Raw genomic sequence first — 26556 nt, forward strand, 5'->3', positions numbered from 1 at the left:
GCTAGACCCGGTCCTTTGCTGCAAAATGATCCCATCCCCTTTGGTCTCGGGGCCTTCCGTCCACGCTGATCTGCGGCGCCCGATCGGTCAATTCTCCACACGAGCCTATCGCAATCGCACCTGCCGGAAGGTCAGCTGTGGATGGCAGTGCAGCGAGGATCCCGTGGTCTTCTCCCCCATGCAGTGCCCACTCCTGCGGGTCCCCGGCGACGAACGTCGCGGCCTTCCGCAAGGGTTCGACGAGCGAGGTCAGCCGGGAGGAATCGACGTCGATGGCAACCCCGGATGCCCGTGCGACCCGCTCTGCGTCCTTGAGCAACCCGTCGGACACGTCGATCATCGCGGTCGCCCCGGCCTCGGCAAGGGCCGGTCCGAGATCGAGAGGTGGCAGTGGGCGCAATTGCGAGGCCGCAAGCGCCGCAGGGTCGTCCTCGGGGGCCGCCCACGCGAGCCCGACCTCCACGTGCTCCGGGACGGGCATCGGAGAAGACCCTTGGCGGTCCATGAGAATCTCCAGGCCGGCGGCGGCACGTCCGACCGTTCCCGCGAGGACCAGGATGTCACCAGGTCGGGCTCCGGACCGGAGCACCGGACCAGAGGGGCGTACGCCCGGCGAGACAAGGGACGTATCGAACGGATCCCCTTCCGGGACCAGGCCGAATGCGGCAACGGTCGCGGAGAGTTCCGTTCCGGCCCCGACGTCGCCGCCGCCCACCGTGCAGTGCGGAGCCCCCAGAGCCCTGATGGCCGCGCAATAGCCCCGCGCCATGTCGGTCACCCATTCGACCGGGGTCCCGGGGGGCAGGGTCAGGCTGATCACGAGCCCCGTGGGCAGGGCGCCCATCGCGGCGACGTCGGCCAGATTCTGGGCCGCGGACTTCCACCCGAGTTCCCACCCGCGGACGACATACCCACAGGGGTAGGTCATGAGGTAGTCCTGCCCCTGTGTCTGGGTATCGACCGTGACCACGGTCCGGCCGGGGGTTTGGTCATAGACGGCACAGTCGTCCCCCGGGCCGAGCAGGAGTCTTCCCGGTTGACCGGCTTCCGCCTGCTCATTGTGCGCGGCGAAGATCTCGAGAACGGGACGGAGGAGCTCTTCCTCGCTCACCTGAGCGACCGTCCGAGGTCCAGCCACGCCTACTTCCCGGATTTCGAGTGTGAAAGGGCCTTGGACGCCCTGGCCACGACTGTTCCGACGCCACCGAGGGCGAGGATCGTGAAGATGGCGATGGGGAGGGGACCACGCAGACCGGAAAGATTCCGTTGGCTTCCCGCCTGTTGCTGTTTGCCGGAGCCGTCTGCCTGCTGGCCGACGTCGTTGACGCCGGCGTTCGTGTCCGAATCCACTGGCTCGGCCGAGTCCTTATCGGAGTCCTTGCTGTTGAGGTAGTGGCTGACCCAGCTCGACAGGCCCGAGACATCGCCCACGGAGTCGTTGGACTGGGATGAGGCCTCGTCCTGTCCTGCGGAGTTGTTGCCCCCGCGTCCGGTCTGGTCCGCCGAGGACGACTCGGTTCCGTTCTCGGGACGCGTGCCGCCCTGGGGACCCTGCGCGGACCCGTTCTGTCCGCTCCCGGACTGAGAATCGGGAGATTGTTCCGGAGCGCCCTGGTTCCCTTGGGTCCCGGAGCCCTGGCTCCCCGGATCTCCTGCGGCGGGGCCACTACCGGCATTGCCGGTCGGCGCCTGAGGCGGGAGGGCCTCCTGAGTCTGTTCGGGCGTCGGCTGGGACGTGGGAGCCGGTGAAGGCTCGACGGTGGACGCCCCAGTGGTCTGGTCAGACGGTGCCGCGTCGGAGTCAGAGGTCGGTTCCGGTGCCGGCTCGCGCGAGGGTTCGGGATCCGGCGTGGGTGAAGTATCCTGCGTCGGCTCCGCGGTCGGATCCGGCGTCGGGGGCGGCGCGGGATCCTCCGTGGGCTCCGCGGTCGGATCCGGCGTCGGGGGCGGCGCGGGATCTTGCGTCGGATCCACGGTGGGCTCCGTGGTCGGTTCCGTGGACGAAGGAGAGGGACCAGGTTCGGATCCATGATTCGATCCGTCGTCCGGCGCCGTGTCGTTGTTGCCGCCCGAGGGGTGAGGAGTGGCCGTGGGGGCTGCCGGCGTGGCGCCTCCGTCTTCCGGCCCTTCCAGCGCCTGCGCCGCGCTGGCTGCGGTGAGACCTGCCACACCGATCACGGCGGCGCAGGTCGCGCCGTAGTACACGGCACGCTGCCCCGTTCGGCTCTTCTCGTCCGACCTGTCGCTGTTGCGAATGATAGTGGCCTTTCCGGATGGTTCCGTCTGGCTGTCCAGATCCGCTCGTGGTGTGTCTCCCCCGGCTGGTTCACCGGGAAAAGACCAGGAACGCTGAGGTATCCTCGAGGACGTGATGCCCCATCGTCTTGGTCCCTTTCGATCGACCAGTGTAGAACGCCCCGCCCCAAAGGTACAGAAAGGCTGGTCGGCCCGCAGAACGTTACTCTGCGGCGCGGCAGCGTCAGTCCTCCTGATCAGCGGTTGCTCCTCGGCCGTGACCGTGGACGCCGCGCCGGACGCCACCGACCCGGATTGTGCCCGTGCCATGGTAGCCATGCCGGATACTCTTGCCGGTCAGGACAAGCGGGAAACCACGGCCCAGGCCACCGCGGCCTGGGGAGATCCGGCCTCGATCATTCTCAAGTGCGGGGCGCGGGTCAAGGAGCCGGTCACCGACCCTTGCGTACGGGTCAACGACGTCGATTGGACGCTCAAGCAGGAGGACGGAACCGACGACTCCTCGCAGGACAAGGGCTCCCAGACTGCCGGTACGGGACAGGATCAGGGCGAGACTCTCAACGGCAAGGGGACGTGGACGGCCACCTCATTCGGCAGGTCGCCAGCCGTCCAGGTCACCTTCGACGCCGCCAAGGTCAATTCCTCGACTCTCCTCGTGGATCTCCAGTCGGCCGTCGGCAGGATCGACCAGACGAAGCAGTGCACCTCGGTGTCTGACGACCTGGACCTCTCGAAGGACAGCTGAGGGCCGGCCGGCTCGCACGAGCACCGACCCCATCCCCTCAGATCAGCGGAGGCCGGGTTCCCTGTCCAACGCGAGCCGGATCAGTCGATCCACCAACTCGCCGTACCCGATGCCGGATTCCGTCCACATCATGCCGTACATGGAAATGGGCGTGAAGCCCGGCATCGTATTGACTTCGTTGATCACCACACGGCCGTCGTCCGTGTAGAAGAAGTCGCACCGGGACAGTCCTTCCCCGTCAAGGGCCAGGAACGCCTGGACGGCCTTTTCACGGATCGAGTCCTGGACGTCCTGCGGGAGATCGGCCGGGCAGCGCAGCTCGGAAGAGGCCGTCTCCACATATTTGGCCTCGAAGTCGTAGAAGACATGTTCGTCCCCGACCATCTCGATTTCGCCGGGATGGGAGGCCTGCGGCATCTCGTGGCCGAATCCGTCCAGCACGGCGCACTCGATTTCGCGTCCGCTGATGCCTTCCTCCACCACGAGTTTCGGGTCGAGCTTCTGGGCGCTCTGGATGGCTTCGTCCAGGTCCGTCCAGGCCTCGATTCTCGTGATTCCCATCGAGGAGCCGGCCCGAGCCGGCTTCACGAACACCGGAAGCTGCAGCTTCTTGATGCGTTCGATCACGCCGTCCCGATCGTTGGCCCAGTCTCGGGCCGTGACCACGGTGTACGGGCCGACCTCGAGCCCAGCGAATTCGAAGGCGACCTTCATGAAGTGCTTGTCCATCCCCACCGCGGATGCTGTCACCCCCGCACCGACGTAGCGCAGGCCAGCGAGCTCGAGCAGGCCCTGGACCGTTCCGTCCTCCCCGAACGGCCCATGCAGCAGGGGGAAGACGACGTCGAGATGCGGACCGGTTTCGAATCGCGCATCGTCGTACTTCAGGCTGAGCCCCTCGCTCGGATCGCCCATGGGGAGAGAAACCTGGGGTCCTTCCCCGGTGAACCGCGGAAGAGCGACGCCGTCCATGAGGCGGCCGAGCTCTTCCTCGTTGCTGAGATGCCATGTTCCCCACGGGGTGATCCCGATCAGCACGGGCTCATACTTCTCATGGTCGAGGACCCCGAGGACGCCCTTGGCTGTGATGAGGGAGATCGAGTGCTCGGAGGATACTCCCCCGAACAGGATCCCGACGGTGGTGCGACCGTTGTCTGCGTTGGTGGTCATGGGCTCTCTCTCGAGGTCTTGGGGTCTGATGGTCTCAGGAGTTTCGAGCCATACTACTGGCCCGGAGCGTTGGTTCCTTCGGGTCCGCCGTGCGGGGTCTCGGCCTTGAGCCGACGCCCCAGTAGCATCGGCTGAAGCTGGTCCACGGTGATCTCGGCGGCCAGCACGGAGGTCACGGCTTCCACGATCGGCATTTCGACGCCGTGGCGCCGCGCCAGGTCTCTGACCACGGGGGCAGATTTGATGCCCTCGGCGGTCTGCGTCATGCGTGCGGAGACTTCGTCCACGCTGAGTCCCAGCGCAAGGAGCCGACCTGCCGTGTGGTTGCGTGACAAGGGAGAAGAACAGGTCGCCACGAGGTCGCCCATCCCTGCCAGACCGGCAAGGGTCTCGGGCCTTCCTCCGAGAGCGCTCGCCAGCCGCGTCGTCTCCGCGAGACCTCGGGTCATGATGGAGGCCTTGGAATTGTCTCCGTAGTCGCGCCCCTCGCAGATTCCGACGCACAGAGCGATGACGTTCTTGACCAGGCCCCCGATCTCGACGCCGACCACGTCTGCCGACGTGTAGGGGCGGAAGTACGGTGTCGCACAGACACGACTCACCATGCCCGCAGAGGGTTCTGAGACCGAGGCCACCACCGAGGCCGTAGGTTGCTCCTGGATGATCTCTCGCGCCAGGTTGGGCCCTGAAAGCACGGTGATCCGGCCTTGGCTCCCGGGCAATGCCTCGGCGATGACTTCGGACATGCGCAACCCTGTCCCACGTTCGAGCCCCTTGGCGAGGGACACGAGCACGGCGTCCTGGGGGACGGCGTCGGCGGCGGACACCAATTGGTCACGCAACACCTGCGCGGGCAGTGCCAGCACGACCACGTCTGCGCCGGTCAATGCCTCGCGCTGGTTCGCGGTGAACCCGAGGTTGCCGGGCAAACGCACATTGGGAAAATACCGGTCGTTGGTTCCGGTTTCAGCCATGAGGTTCATGGCCGATTCGTCACGCCCCCAGAGCACGACCTGCCAGGCAGGGTCCCTGTCCTCACTCACTCGGGCGGCGTCAGCTGCAATCTTCGCGAACGCGGTCCCCCAGCTGCCCGCCCCGAGGACCGCAACCTTGCGCGGCGTCGGAACGGTCGGGGGAACTGTTGGGGCTCGAACGGTCTCGCTCACGATGTTCCTTCCGGTCGATTGCCGTTGCGGTACGGCCGCCGTGGGCCGGATCCGCGTTATTCCTCGTTCGTTCGCGTTCTGGGCACCCGCTGCTTCAAGCGAGGATCCCACCGACCGTCCGGGGCCTTTTCGCCCCTCAATTGCTCGACGAGCGATGTCAGTGCGTCCATCATACGATCCGTCGCTTCGGACAGAGCCTGCTGGCTCACGTGGTCCGTGCGGTCCTCACCGCGCAGATCCGACAGGTCCAGCGGGTCACCGACCAGCACGTGGACGTGCTTCCGGGGGAATGGCCGGGGACGCGTCGCCTTCGGCGCCAGGAATTCCTGGTCGCCCCAGTGGGCCACCGGAATTACTGGCGCGCCGGTGGCCATGGCCAGCCGGGCCGCTCCGGTCCGACCCGTCATGGGCCACAGGTCGGGGTCCTTGGTCAGTGTCCCCTCGGGGTAGATGAGAACCGCACCGCCGGCATCGATCACGGCGCGTGCGCTCTCCAAGGACTTCCTGGCTTCCATCGACCCGCGAAACACGGGGATTTGCGCCGTGCGGCTGAGCACTGTGCCGAGCACGGGGACGCGGAACAGCGATTCCTTCGCCAGGAACCGCGGAATCGTTCCCGACATGTACACGGGGTACGCCACGGACGTGGGGTCGATCTCCGTCACGTGGTTCGCGATGACGATGTAGCCCTCGTCCCTCCGAAGCTTCTCGGTGCCAGTCCACGTCTTGGACATCATGAGGTCCAAGACGTGGCGCACCCCGAAGGCGACACAGCGAAAGAGGCGGTCGCCGCTCTTACTGGGCGTCGTCGTCCTGATCGGCCGGGTTTTTCGCGACGTGCCCCGTGACTTGCGGTCGTCGGTCGACATCCCTATTTGGCCGCCATCGTTTCGAGGTCGAATTGGGCCCCGAGACCCTCGAGCTTCTCCACGAACCGCTCGTACCCACGGTTGATCAGTTCGACGCCGGTCACGTGCGACTGGCCCTCGGCCGCCAGGGCGGCGATCAAGTGGCTGAAGCCGCCGCGGAGGTCTGGAATGTTGATGTCCGAACCATGCAACGGCGTCGGTCCGGAGATCACCGCGGAATGCAGAAAGTTGCGCTGCCCGAAACGGCAGGGCACGGATCCGAGGCATTCACGGTGCAACTGGATGGACGCTCCCATCCGGTTCAGAGCACCTGTGAAACCGAACCGGTTCTCGTACACGGTTTCGTGGACGATGGAGACGCCGTCCGCCTGAGTCAGGGCCACGACGAGCGGCTGCTGCCAGTCGGTCATGAACCCGGGATGCACGTTGGTCTCGACGATGAGCGAGTTCAGCTTGCCGCCCGGGTGGTAGAAGCGAATCCCTTCGTCGGTGATGTCCAGTCCGCCACCGATCTTCCGAAAGGTATTGAGATAGGCCATCATGTCCGATTGGTGGGCGCCCCGAACGAAGATGTCGCCCCCGGTCGCCAGCGCTGCGGACCCCCAGGAAGCCGCCTCGATGCGATCCGGAAGTGCGCGGTGGTTGTATCCGCTCAGGTGGGGCACACCCTCGATATGGATCACGCGGTCGGTCTGCACCGTGATGATTGCGCCCATCTTCTGCAGGATCGCTATGAGATCCATGATCTCGGGCTCGGTGGCCGCGCCGCGCAATTCGGTATTGCCCTCGGCGCGAGTCGCCGTCAGGAGTACCTGCTCCGTGGCCCCGACCGAGGGGTACGGCAGGTCGATCTTGGCACCCTTGAGTCCCTTCGGGGCCGTCATGCGAATACCCGAGGGAAGCTTGTTGACCTCTGCACCGAAGTTCCTGAGAACTTCCAGATGGTAATCGATCGGCCGATCGCCAATCTTGCAACCCCCGAGATCGGGGATGAAGGCTTCGCCGATGGCGTGAAGCAACGGACCGCACAGCAGAATCGGGATGCGGGAGTCCCCCGCATGTGCATCGATGTCCGCATGGCGGGCCACGGAAACATTCGTGGGGTCCAAGCTCAGATCGCCGTTCTCCGGGTCCTTGCCGACCGTTACCCCGTGGAGGGACAGAAGATCCGTGACGACGTTGACGTCCTTGATCTCCGGAACGCTGCGAAGCACCGACGGCGTTGCACCGAGCAAGGCGGCCACCATGGCTTTGGGGACAAGATTCTTGGCCCCGCGAACCGTTACTTCTCCGCGGAGCGGTTCGCCGCCTTCGATGTGCAGTGCGCCGATCATAAAGTTCCAATCTTCGTGTCTTTGGACCTCATCGGTCCCCGTGATTCCGACGTGTCCGCAAGTGACACGCATTCTAGAACTATTTTACGGCACCATCGGCCAGTCAAATTCCTGCTGCCTCAACGGTGCAGCGAACACGATACCGGACCCTGCCTGTTGATCACGTGATCGGTGGTCCCGACCCGTCATACGCACGGTGTGAGCGTGAGCCGAGCGTTGCTGCTGACGTACTCCGCTCAGGACTTCGCCGGTAGCGTACGAGGTTTGAACTCGGGGCGCGTCTGTTCGAACTCCGTGATGTCGCTCTCCTGATGAAGCGTCAGGGAGATGTCATCGAGTCCTTCCATGAGCCGCCACCGGGTGTACTCATCGATCTGGAAGGGCACCACGAGCGACCCGCAGGTCACGGTCCTCCCCTCAAGATCGACGGTGATTTCCATCCCCGGGTTCTCCTCGATGGACTTCCAGATCAACTCGATATCCTGCTGATCCACCTGCGCGGCCACCAGCCCCTGCTTCCCGGAGTTCCCTCGGAAGATATCAGCGAATCGGGGCGAGAGCACCACGCGGAAGCCATAATCCTTGAGTGCCCAGACGGCGTGCTCACGGGAGGATCCCGTGCCGAAGTCCGGCCCTGCAACCAGCACGGAGGCATTCCGATAGGGCTCCTGATTGAGCACGAACTCGGGGTCCTTGCGCCACCCGGCGAACAGGGCGTCGTCGAAACCGGTTTTGGTGATGCGCTTGAGGTAGACGGCCGGGATGATCTGGTCGGTGTCCACGTTCGACGCGCGCAGCGGCGCGGCGACGCCGGTATGGGTAGTGATGGGTTCCATCGAGTTCTCCTCCTATGCGTCGGTCAGGTCCGAGGGCGAGCTCAGTGTCCCTCTGACGGCCGTCGCGGCCGCCACGAGGGGCGACACGAGATGCGTGCGCCCGCCCTTGCCTTGTCGGCCTTCGAAATTCCGGTTGGACGTCGACGCACACCGCTCACCGGGAGCGAGCTGATCCGGGTTCATCCCCAGGCACATCGAGCATCCGGCGAACCTCCAGTCGGCGCCGAATTCCTTGAAGACCTGGTCCAGGCCCTCCTCCTCGGCCTGGAGACGGACTCGCGCCGATCCGGGAACCACCATCATGCGCACGTTCTCGGCCTTGGACCGGCCTTTGAGAATCTCGGCCGCGGCCCTCAGATCCTCGATGCGGGAGTTGGTGCACGATCCCAGGAACACGGTGTCCACCGCGATGTCCTTCATCGGAGTCCCGGCCTTGAGGTCCATGTACTGCAACGCCTTGGCGGCGGATGCCTTGGACCCCTCGTCGCCCGCGTCTTCGGGATCGGGGACGCTTTCCGACAGGGGCACGCCCTGGCCGGGATTCGTACCCCAAGTCACGAACGGCTCAAGCTCATTCCCGTCAATAATGACTTCTCGGTCGAAGGTTGCTCCCTCATCCGTGCGCAGGGATTCCCAGTACTCGACGGCCCGGTCCCAGTCCTCACCCTGTGGCGCGTGAGGGCGCTCGCGGACGTAGTCGAACGTGGTCTGGTCCGGAGCGACCATGCCGGCCCGGGCACCCGCCTCGATGGACATATTGCAGATTGTCATCCGCCCTTCCATCGACAGTTCTTCGATGGCGGTTCCGCGGTATTCGAGGACATATCCCTGCCCGCCGCCCGTGCCGATCTTGGCGATCACGGCCAGAATGATGTCCTTCGCCGTGACCCCGGGTCGAAGGTGGCCGTTGACCGTGATGGCCATGGTCTTGAACGGCGCCAGCGAGAGAGTCTGGGTCGCCATGACGTGCTCGACCTCGCTCGTCCCGATACCGAAGGCCAGGGCACCGAAAGCGCCGTGGGTGGACGTGTGGGAGTCGCCGCACACCACGGTCATGCCGGGCTGGGTCAGACCGAGCTGAGGGCCGACCACGTGAACGATCCCCTGCTCTTCGTCTCCCAACGAATGGATACGGACCCCGAATTCTTCGGCGTTCGCGCGCAGGGTTTCGATTTGCAGGCGTGAGGTCTCGTCAGCAATGCGGGAAAAGATGTCCTGCGTCGGGGTGTTGTGATCCTCCGTCGCGATCGTCAGGTCCGGGCGGCGAAGCTGCCGTCCGGCCAGGCGAAGCCCCTCGAATGCCTGGGGTGAGGTGACCTCGTGGACGAGGTGCAGGTCGATGTAAATGAGATCGGGTTTGCCATCCTGCCCCGCGACGACTCGATGGTCGGCCCAAACCTTCTCGGCCAGGGTCCTGGGGCGGGCCGATGAATCCGTCATGTTGTCCTCCGAATTCCTGTGTGCTTGCGGAACTCATTCTGCCCGCGAACATGCAGGTCTTCCAGAACGTGGACTTGCATTCCAGTATTTGAGAATTCACTATGGTGGGTATGAGCGAACTTTCCGATACCACTCCTGCCACCGTCGAGGCCGCGTCTGGTAGCGACGAGATTCTCGGTGGCATGGGGACCGCGAACCCCATGTCCGTCCGGGCCCGCCCCAGCGGCGTCGGGGTTCTGGACAAGGCCACCCATATTCTGGACTGCCTCGAGGCCGGTCCGGCCAGCCTGTCGCAACTGGTTGAGGCCACGGGCCTCGCACGGCCCACGGCGCATCGTCTGGCTGTTGCCCTCGCCCACCATCGGCTGGTTGCGCGAGACGTTCAGGGGAGGTTCGTTCTCGGGCCCCGACTCGGCGAATTGGCCTCCGCAGCGGGTGAGGACCGTCTGATTGCCGCGGCTGGCCCCGTACTCAATCAGCTCAGGAATCTGACGGGCGAATCTTCTCAGGTCTATCGTCGCCAGGGCGAATGGCGCATTTGCGTCGCGTCGGCAGAACGTCCCATTGGTCTGCGCGATACCATTCCCGTGGGTACTCAGCTGTCCATGAAAGCCGGTTCGGCGGCTCAGGTGCTCATCGCCTGGGAGGATCACAATCGCCTCCTTGAAGGCCTTCGGCAGGCACGGTTCTCTGCGACGGTACTCTCCGCGGTTCGACGCCGGGGCTGGGCCCAGTCGGTCGGTGAGCGCGAACGCGGCATCGCGTCGGTGTCGGCACCCGTGCGCAATCCCTCCGGGAAGGTCATCGCGGCCGTCTCCATCTCGGGACCGATCGAGCGCCTGACCCGTCAGCCCGGACGGTTGCATTCCGACGTCGTCGCCCAGGCCGCCCGCCAACTGACCGAAGCGCTCAGGGCTCCTCAGTAGATCTGCAGTCGGCCGGGAAGACACACTCCCCCGGTGATTCTTTGCGACGCCGTAATCCCTGCAGGGCGATCATCCCTGCAGGGCGGTCATCCCTCAGGCCCGTGCCGTGCCGGACCGACAGGGCTCGGCGCGGCTTCGGGCCCGGAGCGGCCATGCGGCTCGCCTAGTTACTCAGTCATGCCACCTGCTCCATCCCTCACCCCGCCCGTCGGCCAAGAACCAGGAATGATCAGGCTGGCGCCCCGACCAGACAATAAAAAAAGAACCCGGCACGTCAGTGCCGGGTTCTTTGACCTGTGACCCCAACCGGATTCGAACCGGTGTTGCCGCCGTGAGAGGGCGGAGTACTAGGCCGCTATACGATGGGGCCAGAATGTCATTTCGGAATTATTATATTCCTCATGACCGCTCGATTTATCTTACACACTCTGGAGTTTGTTTCCAAATCGACCGATATGAATCATAACACATGATTTTTATATCACAGCTATGATCGCTGGGATACCAGGACTCGAACCTAGAACGACGGTACCAGAAACCGCTGTGTTGCCAATTACACCATATCCCACTGTTTGCGGCGTTTCAGCCTCTCGACTTCATCTCCGCAACGAGTAAATACTCTACAGCCCCCACCCGACCCACGCAACCTCGCACAACGTGGTCTCGGCCACCCTCAGGCGAGCCGGTCGCGCCCCTACTCCGGCGGAGAGACGCGCGACCGGTTGCGGCCTGCTCGGAACCTCAGGACCGGTCTGCCAGGTCCTGGATCAGGGCGTCGATCCGACGCAACGAGGACTCCCTGCCGAGGATTTCGAGCGATTCGAAAAGGGGCGGCGAAATCCGTGCGCCGGAGACAGCAATACGAACCGGGCCGAAGGCCAGGCGCGGCTTGATCTCCAGGCCCTCGACAATGGCCGAACGCAACGACTCCTCGATCGACGCGCTCTCCCAGGTCTCGAGCTGCGACAGCGCCTCGTGAGCGGCCCGCAGGACGTCCGGAGCGGATTCCTTCAGTTGCTTCCGCGCATCGTCCGCGATGACGATCTCCTGGTCCCCGCGGAAGAGGAATCCAAGGAGACCGGGTGCCTCACCGAGAAGCTGCATCCTTTCCTGGACCAAGGGGGCCGCCTCGTGCAGGATCTGCCGTTCCCTGTCGCTGAGTTCCTCGTCGACAATTCCGGCATCTCTCAAATAGGGCAACAAACGTTCTTCGAAATCATCCACATCGAGCATGCGAATGTGTTGACCATTGATCGCTTCGGCCTTCTTGACATCGAACCGAGCGGGGTTGGCGAGGACATCGTGAACATCGAAATTCTCGACCAATTGATCCACGGTAAAGATGTCTTCGTCCGCGGAAAGCGACCAGCCCAAGAGGGAAAGATAGTTGAGCAACCCTTCCTTGATGAATCCCTCGTCGCGCAGAAGGAAGAGGTTCGATTCCGGGTCCCGCTTGGAGAGCTTCTTGTTCCCCTGGCCCATGACGTACGGCAAGTGTCCGAATTCTGGGATGAATTCCGCGATCCCCACACCCACCAAAGCCCTGTACAGGGCAATCTGACGCGGAGTTGAGGACAACAGGTCCTCTCCGCGGAGCACATGGGTTATTCCCATCAGAGCGTCGTCCACGGGGTTGACGAGCGTGTACAGCGGATTGCCATTCGCCCGGACCACCACGTAGTCCGGGACCGACCCGGCCTTGAACGTGATCTCCCCACGAACGACGTCGTCGAACGTGATGTCCTCGTCAGGCATACGCAGACGCAGGACGGGTTCACGCCCCTCGGCGCGGAAGCCTTCTTTCTGCTCGTCGGTGAGATCACGGTCGAAGTTGTCGTAGCCGAGCTTCGGGTCCTCCCCCTTGGCACGATGGCGCTCTTCGACTTCCTGGGGTGTCGAGAAGTCCTCGTAGACGTAGCCAGCCTCCTTCAAACGGCAGATGACGTCCTGGTAGATCTCACCCCTCTCGGATTGCCGGTAGGGTTCGTGAGGTCCTCCGACGCCGACACCCTCGTCCCATTCGATCCCCAGCCACCGCAACGACTCAAGAACCTGGTTGAAGGATTCCTCGGAGTCCCGTTGCGCATCCGTATCTTCGATGCGGAACACGAGTCGCCCGCCGGTGTGCCGGGCATAGGCCCAATTGAACAACGCGGTCCGGACCATGCCCACGTGGGGTGTGCCAGTCGGTGATGGGCAGAAGCGTACGCGCACGGGACGGTCTTCGCTCACCGTCGGCTTAATGGCTTCGGTTGTCATAATTCTTGGATACTCATCGCTTTCGTTCTCAGAGGTGTTCGGGGCGTGGCCCCGCCGTCGTACTTTCAGGCCCGCCGCATCCGGTTGACGAGTGCGCCGATACCGCCGACCTCAACTTCGACTTCCTGCCCATCCTCGACGAGGCCAACGCCCGCCGGGGTGCCCGTGAGGATGACGTCACCGGGCAACAGGGTGAAGGAGTCGGAAATCCTGGACACCAGATCGGCGACGCCGAAGATCATGTCGCTCGTGGAGCCGTCCTGCTTCAACTCACCATCAACCCACGACCTGACACTGAGGTTCTCTGTGTCCAGATCCGTTTCGATCCACGGCCCGAGCGGGCACGAACCGTCGAATCCCTTGGCGCGGGTCCATTGGAGATCGGTGGCCTGGAGGTCGCGCGCTGTCAGGTCGTTGCCGCAGGTGTATCCGAAAATCACTTCGGGAACACGTTCGACCGGAACCGACTTGCACATGCGCCCGATGACCACGGCCAGCTCGGCTTCGTAGGAAACCTCTTCACTGGTATCCGGCAGAGTCACGGGGTCCCCGGGACCGACCACGGAGGTATTCGGCTTGAGGAAGAATTGCGGCGACGTGGGAGCTTCGTTCCCGAGCTCGCTCGCGTGCTCGTTCCAGTTTCTGGCCACACCAATGACCTTGGAACGAGGAATGATGGGCGCGACGAGACGGACGTCGGCCATCGGGAAGGTCTTTTCTATGGGGTTGATCCCTGTGTAGAACGGGTCGCCCGCGAGTACGGTCACGGTCTCCTGACCGTCCTCGCCGTCGACGCGTCCGTAGAACAGTTGGTCCTCGGCTGTAAATCGTGCAATGCGCATGAATCCAGGTTAGCGCCTATACGGCAGACACAGCCCAGGAATCCACAGGTGTGACGTTCGGCCCTCAGAGGAGAGACGCGAGGGCCAGCACGGATCGGATCAGACCACGCGGGTCAGCCACCCGAAACGGTCTTCGACCCGTCCGGTTTGGATTCCGGTCAACTGTGTTCGCAGCGATTCGGTGACTTCACCGTTGGTGTTCTTCGCCGCCGGAATCTCGCCGTCCTCCCACAGCAGACGCCCCATGGGCGCGACGACGGCGGCCGTTCCGCAGGCGAAGATTTCGGTGATCTCGCCGGTCTCTACGCCTTCGCGCCATTCGTCGACTGTGATCTTTCGCTCGATGACCCGGTGCCCTTGTTCCTCGGCGAGCTGGATGATCGAGGTGCGAGTGATTCCTTCCAGAATGGTCCCGGTCAATTCTGGGGTCACCAGGGTTCCGTCGCTGAACACGAAGAAGACATTCATGCCCCCGAGCTCCTCGACCGCATTGTCGCGGTGGGGATCCGTGAAAATGACCTGCTTGCACCCCTTCTCCTCCGCCTCGGTCTGAGGCAGAAGGCTGGCCGCGTAGTTGCCCCCGCACTTGGCTGCGCCCGTGCCGCCTTCACCGGCTCGCGCGTAGTCCTGAGCCCACCAGATGTCGACGGGCTCGGGAGTTCCGAAGTAGTTCGCCGCGGGTGAGGCAATAACCTCGAACAGCGCCTCGCGCGTCGGTCGAACACCAAGGAATTTCTCCGTTGCGATCATGAAGGGCCTGAGGTACAACGACGTCCCTTCTCCCTCCGGAATCCAGCGCGAGTCCTTCTCCACGAGGTTCCGGACGGCGTCGACGAAGAGGTCGACCGGAAGCTCCGGGAGAGCCAGACGACGTGCCGACTTCTGGAAACGTTGGGCATTCGCCTCGGGCCGGAACAACCAGACGGAGCCGTCCTGGTGACGGTACGCCTTGAGCCCCTCGAAGATTTCCTGACCGTAGTGCAGGACCGACGTCGCGGGATCAAGACTCAGGGGACCGTACGGCTCGATCCGGGCATCGCGCCATTGGCCGCCGTTCGGGCTCTCACCGCTCCACTCAACCTTGGCCACGTGGTCCGTCATGAATTCACCGAAACCGGGAGCCGCCAGAATCTCGGCCAGCCTTTCCGATGTGGTCGGATCCTGATTCTCGGTGGTGGTGAAGGTCGAAGTGCTCAACGTGGGCTCCGTTTCCAGCGTGTGCGTGTGTGTCATGTACCGCGCGCCGCCGCGTCCTTGCGGCGGCGCCCGGACCGTCGGGGAAGAGCGGAGAGGCTCAGATCCCGGCGAGAATAGCTCGACCGATATCTGCGGTCGACCGCTGCTCGGCACCATGATCCCGCATATCATCCTCGACTGCTGACTCGATGGTACTCGCTGCGCCGTCGTGACCCAGGTGACGAAGCAACAATGCCCCGGCCAGGATCGCGGCACGGGGATCCGCGGTTCCCTGCCCCGCGATGTCCGGCGCCGATCCGTGCACGGGTTCGAACATGGACGGCGCCGTGAATTCCGCGTTGATGTTGCCGCAGGCGGCGTAACCGATGCCGCCGGAAATCGCGCCGGCCTGGTCGGTGAGAATATCGCCGAACAAATTGTCCGTCACGATCACGTCGAACCGGGCCGGATCCGTGGTCATGTAGATCGTCGCGGCGTCCACGTGAATGTAGTCCGTGGAGACCTGCGGGTATTCCTGGGCAATCCGGTCAAAGGTGCGACGGTAGAGGCCGCCGGCATGGACCAACACATTGTGTTTGTGAACGAGGGTCAGGTGCTTCCTCTCCCTCGAGGCCGCCAGGTCGAAGGCGTAACGGATCAACCGGTCGACGCCATGAGCCGTATTGACTGAGACCTCGGTCGCGATTTCGTGCTCCGTGCCCTCACGGACCGTTCCCCCGTTGCCGACATACGGCCCCTCGGTGCCCTCACGGACGACGACGAAGTCGATGTCGCCCGGCGCGGACAACGGAGACACGGCACCGGGGTACAGCCGTGACGGCCTCAGGTTGATGAAGTGGTCGAAGGCGAATCGCAGTCGCAACAGGATTTCGCGCTCAATGAGCCCCGAAGGGACCTGAGTCGATCGCGGGTCGGCACCAACGGCACCGAAGAGGATCGCCTGGTGCTCGCGGAGTGCGGCAAGCTTCTCGTCCGTCAGCGTCTCCCCGGTGCGAAGCCAGGCCTCGGCACCCAGTTCGTAGTGAGTCGGCGAGACATCCAGCCCCTCGCGGCCCGCGGCCTTCGTGAGAACGGCCAACGCCTGTTCCGTGACTTCGGGGCCGATGCCGTCTCCGGGGATGACGGCCAGGTCAAGGGTGCGGGAATCCGTGGTGTCGCTCATAGAGACAAGGTAACCCCTTAGACCCCACCACGCCCACATAGTAGGACGCGATCTCAGTATGTGAGCTTTACTGTGGGCCCGATCAGGACGCCGGGCGCACAGCCGCTGAGCCGGCCGAGTTCAGAGCCCTTTAGTCAGGAGCATCGCGACGCCGGCCCAGGCGGCCGCCCAGAGGAATGAGCCGAAGGTTCCGAGGATGAACCGTTCGACGGCGTCGGGCTCTTTGAGCTCTGCGAACCGCCCGAGTGCCTTGATCGCAGCGAGCACCGTGAGCCCTGTCGGCCACCCCGCAATCAGGGTGACGGCCACACCGATTCTCTCCAGGACTCCGATCCACAATCCACCGTGCAGATCGGAATCGCGCTCGGGATCTGCGGGCGCCGTATCCGATGGTTCGGGGCGCCTGCCCGATCGATAGAGTCTTCCGGTCCGTTGGGAGAACTGGAGCACCGCGGCGGTCACGGGCGACCCGGTCAGCGCGGCGGCCGCAACTGCGGAGACGATGGCCAGTACGGCGCCCCACGGTTCGATTCCTGCGCCCTTTCCCTGGAGGGCACTGGCCGCGGCCGTGCCTGCGGCCAAGACCAGCAGGATCAAGAACACCGTGGCCCATGTTCGGCGTGCTCGAACACTGACCGCAGGGACGCGGAAGCACACGATGGCGCCAAGCACGGCCGCCAGGATCATGGCCGAGAGGGCAAGGAGAGTCATGATTGCCCCGCTGTCCTCACGAGACCGTCCGTCGAGTCCAGGTGCTGGGCCCAGCGAATCATCTCGCGGCGCAGATCCTCTGTCTCCCGATACATGCTCGCGGACAGTCTGCCGGAGACCGCTTGCTGGCTGATCCCGAGGCGACGCGCCATGTCGGCCTGAGTCATTCCCGTCATGGCGAGGTCGTAGGCTTCTCGGGCTTTTGCGCCTCTTTTACTCCACATCGTCACGATTGCCCGCAATCCGGACCGGACTCCGGCGCCTAGATCCGAGTCCGCGGTGAATCCGACGTGGTGTGCCCCGGGCCGCTTGGCATCCTCGACGGCAACCCGTGCGTTGACATAGGCCGAGCCTCTCCCCTCCCGAGCGGTCTTCGGGCAGGGCGATTCGATAGTCCCCTGGCCGAGACCGCAGTGCCACTCGCCGCTCGAGGCGAGAGCGAGCAGACACTCAATCGCAGGATCTGCCGCATCGAAAACCGCTTGGGCCTCGTCCCCGGCCGTCCTGTCGAAGCGGAGGACCGCCGCCTCGACGCCGCGGGCTTGTTCGAGATGCGGCACGGCATCTGCGGCCCCTCTGGAGCCCACTTGGTCCACGGTCAGAACGAACATGTGTCGATCCTGCCAGCCACTGCTACTCGATACAAGGGTGACACTCGATGTATCAAAAAACAAGGCATCAAGTTTGTATATCTAAATACAAGGCAGCGTCGTTTATTCCGCGGGCACCTCATACCTGGGGAAGATACCCTCAGGTGCCGGCAAGGCCGTCCCCGGAACGATCCGACTGTCCAGGGCCGCGAAGGCACGAGCCTCCCCTTCGGGCTGGCCGAGTTGGTCCAACAGGCGACTCATGGAACCAGGCATGACGGGCTGGACCAGAGTGGCCACAATGCGCAGGCATTCCAGGGTCACGTAGAGGACCGTCGCCATGCGCGCGGGATCCGTCTTCCGCAACTTCCAGGGTTCCTGCGCGGTGAAGTACCGGTTGACCTGGGCAATGACCTTCCACACGCGTTCCAGGGCGCGGTGGTAGTCCAGGCGGTCGAAGTCCTCGCGCACCGGGACGTACAGGGCATCTGCTGCGTCCAGCACCTCGCGGTCCTCCGCGGTGAATTCCCCCGACTCGGGAACCTCGGATCCGCAGTTCTTCGCGACCATGGAGAGCGATCGTTGCGCCAAATTCCCCAGGTCGTTCGACAGGTCCGAGTTGATGCGAGAAACGATCGCGGCAGCACTGTAGGAGCCGTCCTGCCCAAAGGTCACTTCACGAAGCAGGAAGAACCGCAGAGGATCCACGCCGAAACTCTCCACCAACTGCGCCGGGTCGAGCACGTTCCCCACGGACTTGGACATTTTCGCGCCGTCCACCAGCAGGAAGCCGTGAGCGAAGACCTCGCGAGGAAGGTCCAACCCAGCGGACCAGAGGAAGGCCGGCCAGTAGATCGTGTGGAACCGGGTGATGTCCTTGCCGATCACGTGGAAATTCGCCGGCCAGTACTTCTGGAACAACTCCCCCTCGGTGTCGGGGAAACCCAGGCCCGTGAGGTAGTTGGTCAGGGCATCGACCCACACGTACATGATGTGCTTTTCGTTGCCCGGAACGGGAATGCCCCAGTCGAAAGTCGTCCGAGAAATGGACAGGTCCCTCAGCCCGGACCGCACGAAGGAAGCGACTTCGTTGCGACGGTAATCGGGGTAGGCGAACCCCTCGGAGGAATAGAGCTCGAGCAGCCGGTCCTGGTATTTGGAGAGTCGGAAGAAGTACGACTCCTCCTCGGTCCACTCGACCTCGGTGTCTGTGGGAATCGCGTAGCGGACTCCGTCGTCCCTGACCTCGGTCTCGTCCTCGCCGTAGAACGCTTCGTCACGGACGGAGTACCAGCCTTCGTACTTGTCGAGGTAGATGTCCCCGTTGGCCTCCATCCGCCGCCACATCTCCTGGCAGGAAGCCACATGGTCCGGATCCGTGGTCCGGATGAAACGGTCGTAGCTGACGCCCAGCAGGTCGTCCATCGCCTTGATGCGAGCGGAATTCTTGTCCGCCAGCTCCTTGGCGGTCACCCCCTGCTTCTCGGCCGAGGTCTGCATCTTCTGACCGTGCTCGTCGGTTCCCGTCATGAACCGCACGTCGTATCCGTCCAGGCGCTTGAACCGCGCCATGACGTCCGTGGCGATGTGTTCGTACGCGTGGCCAATATGCGGATCACCGTTCGGGTAAACGATAGCCGTGGTGATGTAGAAGGGCTCGGCTGAAGTGGAAGTCATGGCTCCTACTCTAAGGCAGATGCCGGCGTCCTCCTGCCCCGGACGCCGGCCTGTGGATTGTGCGGTACTGAACCGTCACGACGCCGCCCACCAGATGTTTCGGGCCGGGCGGCGACGTGGCCGGTCGTCGGTATCTAGTCGACGAGTGAGACGAACGCGGTACGGTCAGCCTCAATGGTCGACTTGATCGATGCCACCATTTCGGGGGAAGCCGGCGAATCGAGGGCCAATACGGACAGGGCCCGCTGGTCCTTCTCCTGCCCTTCCCCGCGGGAGACCTGCATGCCGGCGATGTTGATGCTTGCCGTTCCCAGCAGCGTTCCCATCGAAGCAATGACACCCGGTCGGTCCCGGTAGTCGAGGATCATCATGTGGTCCGTCAGGCCGACCTCGAAATCGAATCCGTTGACACCCGTGAGCTTTTCCACGAGTTTGGGCCCGGTGACCGTTCCTGAGACTGCAATGCGCGTACCGTCGGCCAAAATGGCCGAGAGGGTCGTCTCATTCCGGAAACCCTCGACTTCGGACGTCGTAACCAGGGAGGTCTCGATCTCGCGCTGCTCGGCGATCATGGGAGCGTTGACGTAGGAGACCTTCTCGGAGACAACGTCCGTGAAGACGCCCTTGAGGGCCGCGAGTTTCAGCGACGAGACGTCCTTGGACGCGATCTCCCCCGCCACCTTGACCTCCACGCTGGTCAGCGGAGAGTCGTGGGTCAACGCGGTGAGCACCCGACCGAGCTTCTCGGCGAGCGCGATGCCCGGTCGGACATCGGCGTCGATGGGCCCACCGGCCACGTTCACCGCGTCCGGGACCAGTTCCCCTTCGAGGGCCAGTTTGACCGACTTGGCCACGGAGATCCCGGCCTTCTCCTGGGCTTCCGCAGTCGACGCGCCCAGGTGGGGCGTGGTGACCACGTTGCCCATGCCCACGAATTCAACGCCCTGCGGCGGCTCCGAGACATAGACGTCGATGGCTGCTCCGCCGATCTTGCCCGCCTTGAGAGCCTCCGCCAGGTCCTCCTCGTCGATCAGACCGCCGCGGGCCACGTTGACCACGAGGGCGGAAGGTTTCATGAGCTCGAACGCCGCGGCATCGACCATGCCGGTCGTCTCGGCGGTCTTCGGCATGTGGATCGTGATGATGTCAGACTCCCGGAACAGAGTCTCCAGCTCAACCATCTGGGCGCCGAGCGATGCCGCCCGCGCGCTCGTCACGAAGGGATCGTAGGCAAGGATCTCGGTCCCGAACGCCCGGAGCCTCTCGGCCACGAGTCCACCGATCCGCCCCAGGCCGATGATGCCGACCTTCTTCTCGAACAGTTCGATACCGGTGTACTGGGAGCGCTTCCACTGTCCGTCCCTCATGGAAGCATCGGCTGCAGCGATATTCCGGGACAGCCCCAGGATGTGGCCGACGGTCAGCTCCGCCGCGGAAATGATGTTGGACGTGGGGGCGTTGACCACCATCACGCCCGCGGCCGTGGCAGCGGGAATATCAACGTTGTCCAAACCGACACCGGCTCGGGCGACGACCTTGAGACGGCGAGCGGCCGCGAAGGCTTCGGCATCCAGCTTGGTCGCGGAGCGAATCATGATCGCGTCGACGTCCGCGATGTCCCGGAGGAGGGCCTGGCGGTCGGATCCGTCGGTCGTGCGAATCTCGAATCCCTCTCCGAGGGCGTCGATGGTGGCGGGCGAAAGTTCCTCCGCAAGGAGGACAACGGGCGTTTGAGTCACAGTCGAATTCCTAGGTAATGGTTGGATGCCTGATGGGGAAAGACTTCACATAGTGCAACGGCCGGCCATCCGTGAGTTCGGATGACCGGCCGTTGGCGAACCGTCATCGGGTTCTGATTCTCAGCGGGCCGCCGAGCCGTCCGTGTAGTCGGCGTCGGAGGACTTCCAGGAGAAGAGCTTGCGCAATTCCTGACCGGTCTTCTCGATCGGGTGGGAGGCGCCCTTCTCGCGGAGCTCCTGGAATTCCTTGCCGCCATTTGCCTGGTCGTCCATGAACCTCTTGGCGAAGGTTCCGTCCTGGATGTCCGAGAGAACCGCCTTCATGTGGTCCTTGACCTCGGGGGTCACCACACGAGGTCCGGACACGTAGTCGCCGTACTCGGCGGTGTCGGAGCAGGACCAGCGCTGCTTGGTGATCCCGCCCTCGTTGATCAGGTCAACGATGAGCTTGAGCTCGTGGCACACCTCGAAGTAGGCGATCTCCGGCTGGTAGCCGGCCTCCGTCAGAGTCTCGAAGCCGTACTGGATCAGCTGGGAAACGCCACCGCACAGAACGGTCTGCTCGCCGAAGAGATCGGATTCGGTTTCCTCGGTGAAGGTGGTCTTGATGACGCCGGCGCGAGTTGCGCCGAGGCCCTTGGCGTAGGCCAGAGCGAGCTCGAAGGTCTTGCCCGAGGCATCGACCTCGACGGCGACCAGTGCCGGGACACCACGGCCGGCCTCGAACTCGCGGCGCACGGTGTGGCCGGGGCCCTTGGGAGCGACCATTGCTACGGACACGCCCTCGATGGGCTGGATGTAGTCGAAACGAATGTTGAACCCGTGGGCGAAGAACAAGGTGTTCCCCGGCTCGAGGTTCGGCTCGATCGATTCCTTGTAGATCGCGGCCTGGACCTGGTCCGGGGTCAGGATCATGATGACGTCTGCTTCTTCGACGGCTTCCGCGACCGTCAGGACACGCAGGCCCTCAGCTTCGGCCTTGGCGCGCGAGGACGAGCCCTCGGCGAGGCCAATACGAACGTCGATGCCGGAATCCCGAAGGTTCAGCGCGTGTGCGTGACCCTGGGATCCATAACCGATGATCGCGACGGAGCTGTCCTGGATCGCCGCGAGGTTTGCGTCGTCGTCGTAATAGATTTCAGCCATGGGATTGAGAACTCCTCTATCTTCCCCACGGGCATTTGCCCGCGGACTATGGTCGTGGTGGCCCGGGCCACTGCTATAAAAAGCCTAGCCTCCCGGCCACCGATGCCCCGGAATCTGCCGGCGCATGACAGGTTTGTGAACGCTTCGCACGAAATACTTCAGGCGCGAAGACGACTACTGATGGCGCAGAGCCCTCTCGCTCATCGAGCGCACACCGCGCCCGATGCCAAGGGTCCCGGCACGAACGATCTCGCGTATGCCGAAGGGCTCCAGAATTTCCAGGAAGGCCCGGAGCTTCTCCGGGGCTCCCGTGGCCTCGATGACGACGGACTCGGTGGAGACGTCGACGATCGATGCCCGGAACAGGTCCGCGGCCTGGGTGACCTGGATGCGAGTCGCCGCATCCGCACGAACCTTGACCATGATGTGGTCGCGCTGCACCGAGGTTTCCGATGGCAGTTCAACGATCTTCAGAACATGGATCAACTTGTTGAGTTGCTTGGTGACCTGCTCGAGCAGGCCCCCGTCCGCGTCGACCACCACGGTGATCCGGGATATGCCCGGAACCTCGGTGGCGCCCACGGCCAGGGAGTCAATATTGAATTGGCGACGCGCGAACAGACCGGAGACCCTCGCGAGAACGCCGGGTGTGTCCTCGACCAGGACGGACAGCGTGTGACGAGACATGGTTATTCCTCTCCGTCCCAATCTGGTGACGTGTCTTTGGCGATCTGGATCGCATCGTTGGAGACGCCGGCCGGAACCATCGGCCACACCATGGCATCGGGGCTCACGGTAAAGTCGATGAGTACCGGTCGATCGTTGATCTCCAGTGCCTTCCGAATGGTTTCGTCGACCTCGTCGTCGTTCGAACAACGGAACGCCGCGCAACCATAGGCCTCCGCCAACTTGACGAAATCAGGAATTCGGCGGGAATCGTGACCGGTGTCCAGGTGAGTGTTCGAGTACCGACCGTCGTAGAACAGGGTCTGCCACTGCCGGACCATACCCAACGAGGAGTTGTTGATCACAGCCACCTTGATCGGGATATCGTTCAGGACGCACGTGGCCAATTCCTGGTTCGTCATCTGGAAGCAGCCGTCGCCGTCGATCGCCCAGACGACCCTGTCGGGGTTGCCGACCTTCGCCCCCATCGCGGCCGGAACGCAGTAGCCCATCGTTCCGAGCCCAGCAGAGTTGAGCCACTGGTGCGGGCGCTCGTACCCGATGAACTGGGCGGACCACATCTGGTGCTGACCGACGCCGGAAACGTAGACCGCCTCGGGCCCCGTCAGCTCTCCGATACGCCGAATCACGTGCTGGGGAGAGCCGAGGCCGTCCTCGGTCGGGACGTAACCCAACGGATACTCGTCCTTGATCCGGTTCAGCATGGCCCACCAGCCGCTCAGATCCACACGCCCATTCTCTCGTTGCAGCTCGCTCACCGCATCGATGAGATCCGGGATCACTGCCTTGAGATCGCCCACGATCGGCACATCGGCAACCCGAATCTTCGAGATCTCTGCCGGGTCGACGTCCACGTGGACGACCTTCGCGTGGGGAGCGAACGATTCGACGTGCCCGGTGACTCTGTCATCGAACCGTGCGCCCAGAGCGACGATCAGATCCGCCTTCTGCATCGAGGTGACCGCTGGAACGGAACCGTGCATGCCGGGCATACCCAAGTGATGCGGATCGGAATCGGGGAATGCACCTCTGGCCGTCAACGTCGTGACCACCGGGGCGTCGGTCGTGCGGACCAGCCCCGCCAATTCTTCGCTCGCATGGGCACGGAGCGTGCCGCCCCCGACGTAGAGGACCGGTTGTTCGGCCGCGGCCAGCAGCTTGGCGGCCTCCTTGACTTGTTTGTTGTGCCCGCGAACCACCGGCCGGTACCCGCGCAACTGCATGTCCACGGGCCAGTCGAAGGTCATGAGCCCCTGTTGGGCGTCCTTGGTGATATCCACGAGAACGGGTCCGGGTCGACCGGTCGCGGCGATGTGGAACGCCTCCGCCATGATTCGGGGGATGTCCTCGGGCGATGTCGCCATGAAGGAGTGCTTGGTCACCGGCATGGTCATGCCGACGATGTCAGCCTCTTGGAACGCATCGGTCCCCAGGACCTTGGACCCCACCTGCCCGGTGATGGCCACCATCGGCACGGAGTCCATATTCGCGTCGGCGAGCGCGGTAATGAGGTTCGTGGCTCCAGGCCCGCTCGTCGCGATACAGACGCCGACTTTGCCTGTCACCAGGGCATATCCTTCGGCCGCATGGCCCGCGCCCTGTTCGTGGCGCACGAGAATGTGGTTGATGCTCTCCGAATCAAGGAGTGGATCGTAGGTCGGCAGGATGGCGCCGCCGGGAAGGCCGAAGACATCGGTAACTCCGAGCTTCTCCAAAGTACGAATGACCGCTTCGGACCCAGTAATTCTTGGGGCGCTGCTCTGCGACCCGGAAGTCGAGGCGGCAACCGTGGCCGGCGTCGCCGACTTTTCGTTGCTCATGTGATCGTCCTTCTGTTCCTGCTGTGTTCTGCGGTGCGGCGGGTCCTGTGGGTCCGCCCTGAGCCAGTCCTGATCCGGTGGAATCCGACCTGACACGAAAAAACCCCTCAACCTGAGTCTGGGTGAGGGGTCTGCGCGGTACGAAATATCTGGTTCTAGGCCAGCCCAGCCGCGCGACCCGCAATAATGAGCGAGACGCGTACGCCGGTAAGAACCAGAGCTTCGTGATGTGCCATGGATTCATAATCGACGTACCCGCACGAGGGGGTCAAAAATGTATCAGAATATGAAATCTGCGCCACACGCCCGTGGTGACCACCGCGACCGGCGCGTGTTCCCGTTACATGATGTCCTCTCGTTGCAATCGATCAACAAGTTGTTCGGTACCCATTCGATTACGGACCTGACCTGGATAGACTTTGAAATATGTCCTCCGAACCGGAAACCTCGCCGACCCTGGCAGAACGTCTGCACACCGTCTTCGACAGCCAGGTCATGAACTACGGTGCGTACAACCTGGTCTACGCGACCGGATGTGCGACCTACGCGAGTCAGCCCTCGGACGGGGAACAGGGTGGGGCGAGCCAACGTCACTTCATCGTGGGCTACCGTCGGTACCCGTCGGAGATCATCGTGGCCCCGTTCGACCCGGCCGCTCTCGCGTCCCTGGGGCTTCCCATCGCGATCGACAACACCAACCTGATCGAGGCCTCGAGCTCGGGACAGGACCGCTTGCGCCTCGAGACGACGTCACGGACTGCGTTCGACCTCAAGGTCATGCCTCTGGTTGAGATCGAGACCGCCTACGGCGCTGAAGTGCTCGAGCAGGAGGCGGATTCGGAAGACTTCCTGAGCTACGTCCGTGAGCTGGTTTCGGTCTGACGTTCGCTTGATCACAGCGGGCGATTCGACTTGCACGGGTCCTGGGCTCTGCGTATAGTTTCTTTTCGTTGCCGACGCGCTGGGACACTGGTTTCCGGCCGCGAAAAGGTATGCGCCTCTAGCTCAATGGCAGAGCAATTGACTCTTAATCAATGGGTTCCGGGTTCGAGTCCCGGGGGGCGCACGGAAGTTTTCACTTCTCGCCCCTTCTGCGGCATGCGCCTCTAGCTCAATGGCAGAGCAATTGACTCTTAATCAATGGGTTCCGGGTTCGAGTCCCGGGGGGCGCACGATGAATAACCCGGTTCGGCTGCGAACCGGGTTTTTTCGTGTTCTTTTGCGCCCAGACCACGGGACACGGTCCATGCGCGTGCCGGGAGATCCGGTGCCGGGGACCCACCTTCAGGCCCTGCGTCAATGGCCTGGCAACAGCACTCGGGCACACGAGGCACCGGATGAGGCAGCCGGGCCGATCACCAGCCCGACGTCGTCATTCCTCCACGCTCTCAGGGGCTTCCTCGGTGGAATCGCCCGCCGGACGCTGGGACGCGACGCCCTCGGCAACCCATCGGGCCTCTTGCGGGAGGCTCTCCATGGTGTCCCGGACGATCTTGAGTGGCATCGTGTCCGTGTTCGACAGGTCTCTGATGACCTGCTCCAGTGCTTCTCGGAGCTCACCGTGTTCCAGCACCCCCGTGCCTGCGAGTTCTTCCTCGACTTCAGTGGCCTCGGCCAGCGCGCGCTTGCCCTTGTCGGTAATGACCATCAGGTAGCTACGGCGGTCCTGGGTGCTTCGCTCCCGTGCTATATGACCGTGCACTTCGAGGCGCGTCAGGGTCTTGCCCATGGTCTGCGCTTGCACACCGACTTTGTGGGCCACCTGAGCTTGGGTAAGACTGCCCTCTCGGTAAATGACGTCAAGGGCCATGACACCGGCGTGCGTGAGTCCGAGAGACTGCAGCTGCCGGTTCCAATTGTGTTCCAGCATCCTTGCTGCGGTGGACATCAGGCGACTGATGGACCATTCCTGGAAGTGAGGCATGGCTGAAATTATATGCACCACGCGGAACCGGGGCACTGAGTCGACGGCCGATATTACGCT

Annotated in this window: 23 protein-coding genes and 4 tRNA genes; 5 read left to right on the forward strand and 22 right to left on the reverse strand. The window is 63.6% G+C overall.

All coding sequences use genetic code 11. The features are described from left to right. Window position 1 precedes the first annotated feature (1 nt). Window positions 2-1138: a thiamine-phosphate kinase gene (gene thiL / locus AB0Y14_RS02800; RefSeq protein ID WP_436587741.1), complete on the reverse strand. Its 1137-nt coding sequence runs from the start codon at window positions 1136-1138 to the stop codon at window positions 2-4. Between the two features lie 2 nt (window positions 1139-1140). After that, window positions 1141-2574, reverse strand: a complete 1434-nt coding sequence (locus tag AB0Y14_RS02805) for a hypothetical protein (protein ID WP_436587742.1) — start codon at window positions 2572-2574, stop codon at window positions 1141-1143. Here AB0Y14_RS02805 and AB0Y14_RS02810 point away from each other — a divergent pair. Beyond that, the gene (locus AB0Y14_RS02810) at window positions 2573-3001 is read left to right on the forward strand and encodes a DUF3515 family protein (protein WP_436587743.1); all 429 of its coding nucleotides are present in this window, start codon (window positions 2573-2575) and stop codon (window positions 2999-3001) included. The two genes, AB0Y14_RS02805 and AB0Y14_RS02810, sit on opposite strands and share 2 nt — an antisense overlap. 42 nt (window positions 3002-3043) lie before the next feature. Here AB0Y14_RS02810 and AB0Y14_RS02815 read toward each other — a convergent pair whose 3' ends face one another. From AB0Y14_RS02815 to leuC, 6 genes are all read right to left on the reverse strand, one after another. Continuing rightward, the gene (locus AB0Y14_RS02815; RefSeq protein WP_436587744.1) at window positions 3044-4171 is read right to left on the reverse strand and encodes a D-alanine--D-alanine ligase family protein; all 1128 of its coding nucleotides are present in this window, start codon (window positions 4169-4171) and stop codon (window positions 3044-3046) included. A gap of 53 nt (window positions 4172-4224) precedes the next feature. Continuing rightward, window positions 4225-5337 (reverse strand): NAD(P)H-dependent glycerol-3-phosphate dehydrogenase, encoded by a 1113-nt coding sequence (locus tag AB0Y14_RS02820; RefSeq protein ID WP_436587745.1) that lies wholly within the window; start codon window positions 5335-5337, stop codon window positions 4225-4227. A gap of 56 nt (window positions 5338-5393) precedes the next feature. Beyond that, entirely contained in the window at window positions 5394-6074 is a 681-nt protein-coding gene (locus tag AB0Y14_RS02825; RefSeq protein WP_436587746.1) for a lysophospholipid acyltransferase family protein, read from the reverse strand. Window positions 6075-6208: 134 nt separating this feature from the next. Next, the gene (gene murA / locus AB0Y14_RS02830) at window positions 6209-7540 is read right to left on the reverse strand and encodes a UDP-N-acetylglucosamine 1-carboxyvinyltransferase (RefSeq protein ID WP_129314210.1); all 1332 of its coding nucleotides are present in this window, start codon (window positions 7538-7540) and stop codon (window positions 6209-6211) included. Window positions 7541-7776: 236 nt separating this feature from the next. Then, window positions 7777-8376 (reverse strand): 3-isopropylmalate dehydratase small subunit, encoded by a 600-nt coding sequence (leuD, locus tag AB0Y14_RS02835; RefSeq protein ID WP_436587747.1) that lies wholly within the window; start codon window positions 8374-8376, stop codon window positions 7777-7779. A gap of 12 nt (window positions 8377-8388) precedes the next feature. Beyond that, window positions 8389-9816 (reverse strand): 3-isopropylmalate dehydratase large subunit, encoded by a 1428-nt coding sequence (gene leuC, locus AB0Y14_RS02840; protein WP_436587748.1) that lies wholly within the window; start codon window positions 9814-9816, stop codon window positions 8389-8391. Window positions 9817-9998: 182 nt separating this feature from the next. Between leuC and AB0Y14_RS02845 the strand changes: the two genes are divergently transcribed. Next, entirely contained in the window at window positions 9999-10742 is a 744-nt protein-coding gene (locus AB0Y14_RS02845; protein WP_436588806.1) for an IclR family transcriptional regulator, read from the forward strand. Window positions 10743-11039: 297 nt separating this feature from the next. Here the strand turns inward: AB0Y14_RS02845 and AB0Y14_RS02850 are convergent. From AB0Y14_RS02850 to AB0Y14_RS02910, 13 genes are all read right to left on the reverse strand, one after another. Continuing rightward, window positions 11040-11112: transfer RNA gene (locus AB0Y14_RS02850), tRNA-Glu, on the reverse strand. Window positions 11113-11238: 126 nt separating this feature from the next. After that, window positions 11239-11310, reverse strand: a tRNA-Gln gene (locus AB0Y14_RS02855). Window positions 11311-11483: 173 nt separating this feature from the next. Then, on the reverse strand, window positions 11484-13001 hold the full coding sequence (gene gltX, locus AB0Y14_RS02860; protein WP_436587749.1) for a glutamate--tRNA ligase: 1518 nt from the start codon (window positions 12999-13001) through the stop codon (window positions 11484-11486). A gap of 65 nt (window positions 13002-13066) precedes the next feature. Further along, a complete protein-coding gene (locus tag AB0Y14_RS02865; protein WP_436587750.1) occupies window positions 13067-13843 on the reverse strand; it encodes a fumarylacetoacetate hydrolase family protein in 777 nt (258 codons plus the stop codon). Window positions 13844-13942: 99 nt separating this feature from the next. After that, window positions 13943-15076, reverse strand: a complete 1134-nt coding sequence (locus tag AB0Y14_RS02870; protein ID WP_436587751.1) for a branched-chain amino acid aminotransferase — start codon at window positions 15074-15076, stop codon at window positions 13943-13945. Between the two features lie 61 nt (window positions 15077-15137). Beyond that, complete coding sequence (locus tag AB0Y14_RS02875; protein WP_436587752.1) at window positions 15138-16202, reverse strand: 3-isopropylmalate dehydrogenase; 1065 nt, start codon at window positions 16200-16202, stop codon at window positions 15138-15140. Window positions 16203-16322: 120 nt separating this feature from the next. Further along, complete coding sequence (locus AB0Y14_RS02880) at window positions 16323-16913, reverse strand: hypothetical protein (protein WP_436587753.1); 591 nt, start codon at window positions 16911-16913, stop codon at window positions 16323-16325. Continuing rightward, on the reverse strand, window positions 16910-17524 hold the full coding sequence (locus AB0Y14_RS02885) for a hypothetical protein (protein ID WP_436587754.1): 615 nt from the start codon (window positions 17522-17524) through the stop codon (window positions 16910-16912). Before AB0Y14_RS02885 ends, AB0Y14_RS02880 begins: the two co-directional genes overlap by 4 nt. 102 nt (window positions 17525-17626) lie before the next feature. Further along, the gene (gene metG / locus AB0Y14_RS02890; RefSeq protein ID WP_436587755.1) at window positions 17627-19180 is read right to left on the reverse strand and encodes a methionine--tRNA ligase; all 1554 of its coding nucleotides are present in this window, start codon (window positions 19178-19180) and stop codon (window positions 17627-17629) included. 134 nt (window positions 19181-19314) lie between these two features. Next, complete coding sequence (serA, locus tag AB0Y14_RS02895) at window positions 19315-20919, reverse strand: phosphoglycerate dehydrogenase (protein ID WP_436587756.1); 1605 nt, start codon at window positions 20917-20919, stop codon at window positions 19315-19317. A 120-nt stretch (window positions 20920-21039) separates the two neighbouring features. Further along, window positions 21040-22065 carry a ketol-acid reductoisomerase gene (ilvC, locus tag AB0Y14_RS02900; protein ID WP_436587757.1) on the reverse strand — a complete coding sequence of 342 codons (1026 nt, stop codon included), beginning with the start codon at window positions 22063-22065 and terminating at the stop codon, window positions 21040-21042. 174 nt (window positions 22066-22239) lie between these two features. Beyond that, window positions 22240-22752, reverse strand: coding sequence for an acetolactate synthase small subunit (ilvN, locus tag AB0Y14_RS02905; RefSeq protein WP_436587758.1), 513 nt, complete (start codon window positions 22750-22752; stop codon window positions 22240-22242). 2 nt (window positions 22753-22754) lie between these two features. After that, entirely contained in the window at window positions 22755-24572 is a 1818-nt protein-coding gene (locus tag AB0Y14_RS02910) for an acetolactate synthase large subunit (protein ID WP_436587759.1), read from the reverse strand. Between the two features lie 426 nt (window positions 24573-24998). Here AB0Y14_RS02910 and AB0Y14_RS02915 point away from each other — a divergent pair, with 426 nt between their 5' ends. From AB0Y14_RS02915 to AB0Y14_RS02925, 3 genes are all read left to right on the forward strand, one after another. Then, the gene (locus AB0Y14_RS02915; protein WP_436587760.1) at window positions 24999-25454 is read left to right on the forward strand and encodes a hypothetical protein; all 456 of its coding nucleotides are present in this window, start codon (window positions 24999-25001) and stop codon (window positions 25452-25454) included. 112 nt (window positions 25455-25566) lie between these two features. After that, window positions 25567-25638 (forward strand) — tRNA-Lys (locus AB0Y14_RS02920). A gap of 34 nt (window positions 25639-25672) precedes the next feature. Continuing rightward, window positions 25673-25744 (forward strand) — tRNA-Lys (locus AB0Y14_RS02925). A gap of 200 nt (window positions 25745-25944) precedes the next feature. Here AB0Y14_RS02925 and AB0Y14_RS02930 read toward each other — a convergent pair. After that, complete coding sequence (locus AB0Y14_RS02930; protein ID WP_436587761.1) at window positions 25945-26496, reverse strand: MarR family winged helix-turn-helix transcriptional regulator; 552 nt, start codon at window positions 26494-26496, stop codon at window positions 25945-25947. Window positions 26497-26556: the final 60 nt, after the last annotated feature.

The organism is Rothia sp. HC945, from assembly GCF_051370785.1.
GTDB lineage: Bacteria > Actinomycetota > Actinomycetes > Actinomycetales > Micrococcaceae > Rothia.

What these genes read in the sequence shown, in the direction of transcription:
- ilvN (WP_436587758.1), bottom strand. Translation starts at nt 22,752, where the DNA reads ATGTCTCGTCACACGCTGTCCGTCCTGGTCGAGGACACACCCGGCGTT.
- AB0Y14_RS02930 (WP_436587761.1), bottom strand. Translation starts at nt 26,496, where the DNA reads ATGCCTCACTTCCAGGAATGGTCCATCAGTCGCCTGATGTCCACCGCA.
- AB0Y14_RS02815 (WP_436587744.1), bottom strand. Translation starts at nt 4,171, where the DNA reads ATGACCACCAACGCAGACAACGGTCGCACCACCGTCGGGATCCTGTTC.
- AB0Y14_RS02880 (WP_436587753.1), bottom strand. Translation starts at nt 16,913, where the DNA reads ATGACTCTCCTTGCCCTCTCGGCCATGATCCTGGCGGCCGTGCTTGGC.
- gltX (WP_436587749.1), bottom strand. Translation starts at nt 13,001, where the DNA reads ATGACAACCGAAGCCATTAAGCCGACGGTGAGCGAAGACCGTCCCGTG.
- leuD (WP_436587747.1), bottom strand. Translation starts at nt 8,376, where the DNA reads ATGGAACCCATCACTACCCATACCGGCGTCGCCGCGCCGCTGCGCGCG.
- AB0Y14_RS02865 (WP_436587750.1), bottom strand. Translation starts at nt 13,843, where the DNA reads ATGCGCATTGCACGATTTACAGCCGAGGACCAACTGTTCTACGGACGC.
- ilvC (WP_436587757.1), bottom strand. Translation starts at nt 22,065, where the DNA reads ATGGCTGAAATCTATTACGACGACGACGCAAACCTCGCGGCGATCCAG.
- AB0Y14_RS02915 (WP_436587760.1), top strand. Translation starts at nt 24,999, where the DNA reads ATGTCCTCCGAACCGGAAACCTCGCCGACCCTGGCAGAACGTCTGCAC.
- AB0Y14_RS02910 (WP_436587759.1), bottom strand. Translation starts at nt 24,572, where the DNA reads ATGAGCAACGAAAAGTCGGCGACGCCGGCCACGGTTGCCGCCTCGACT.
- leuC (WP_436587748.1), bottom strand. Translation starts at nt 9,816, where the DNA reads ATGACGGATTCATCGGCCCGCCCCAGGACCCTGGCCGAGAAGGTTTGG.
- AB0Y14_RS02825 (WP_436587746.1), bottom strand. Translation starts at nt 6,074, where the DNA reads ATGATGTCCAAGACGTGGACTGGCACCGAGAAGCTTCGGAGGGACGAG.
- metG (WP_436587755.1), bottom strand. Translation starts at nt 19,180, where the DNA reads ATGACTTCCACTTCAGCCGAGCCCTTCTACATCACCACGGCTATCGTT.
- murA (WP_129314210.1), bottom strand. Translation starts at nt 7,540, where the DNA reads ATGATCGGCGCACTGCACATCGAAGGCGGCGAACCGCTCCGCGGAGAA.
- AB0Y14_RS02885 (WP_436587754.1), bottom strand. Translation starts at nt 17,524, where the DNA reads ATGTTCGTTCTGACCGTGGACCAAGTGGGCTCCAGAGGGGCCGCAGAT.
- AB0Y14_RS02845 (WP_436588806.1), top strand. Translation starts at nt 9,999, where the DNA reads ATGGGGACCGCGAACCCCATGTCCGTCCGGGCCCGCCCCAGCGGCGTC.
- AB0Y14_RS02805 (WP_436587742.1), bottom strand. Translation starts at nt 2,574, where the DNA reads ATGGCTACCATGGCACGGGCACAATCCGGGTCGGTGGCGTCCGGCGCG.
- AB0Y14_RS02870 (WP_436587751.1), bottom strand. Translation starts at nt 15,076, where the DNA reads ATGACACACACGCACACGCTGGAAACGGAGCCCACGTTGAGCACTTCG.
- AB0Y14_RS02875 (WP_436587752.1), bottom strand. Translation starts at nt 16,202, where the DNA reads ATGAGCGACACCACGGATTCCCGCACCCTTGACCTGGCCGTCATCCCC.
- AB0Y14_RS02810 (WP_436587743.1), top strand. Translation starts at nt 2,573, where the DNA reads ATGCCGGATACTCTTGCCGGTCAGGACAAGCGGGAAACCACGGCCCAG.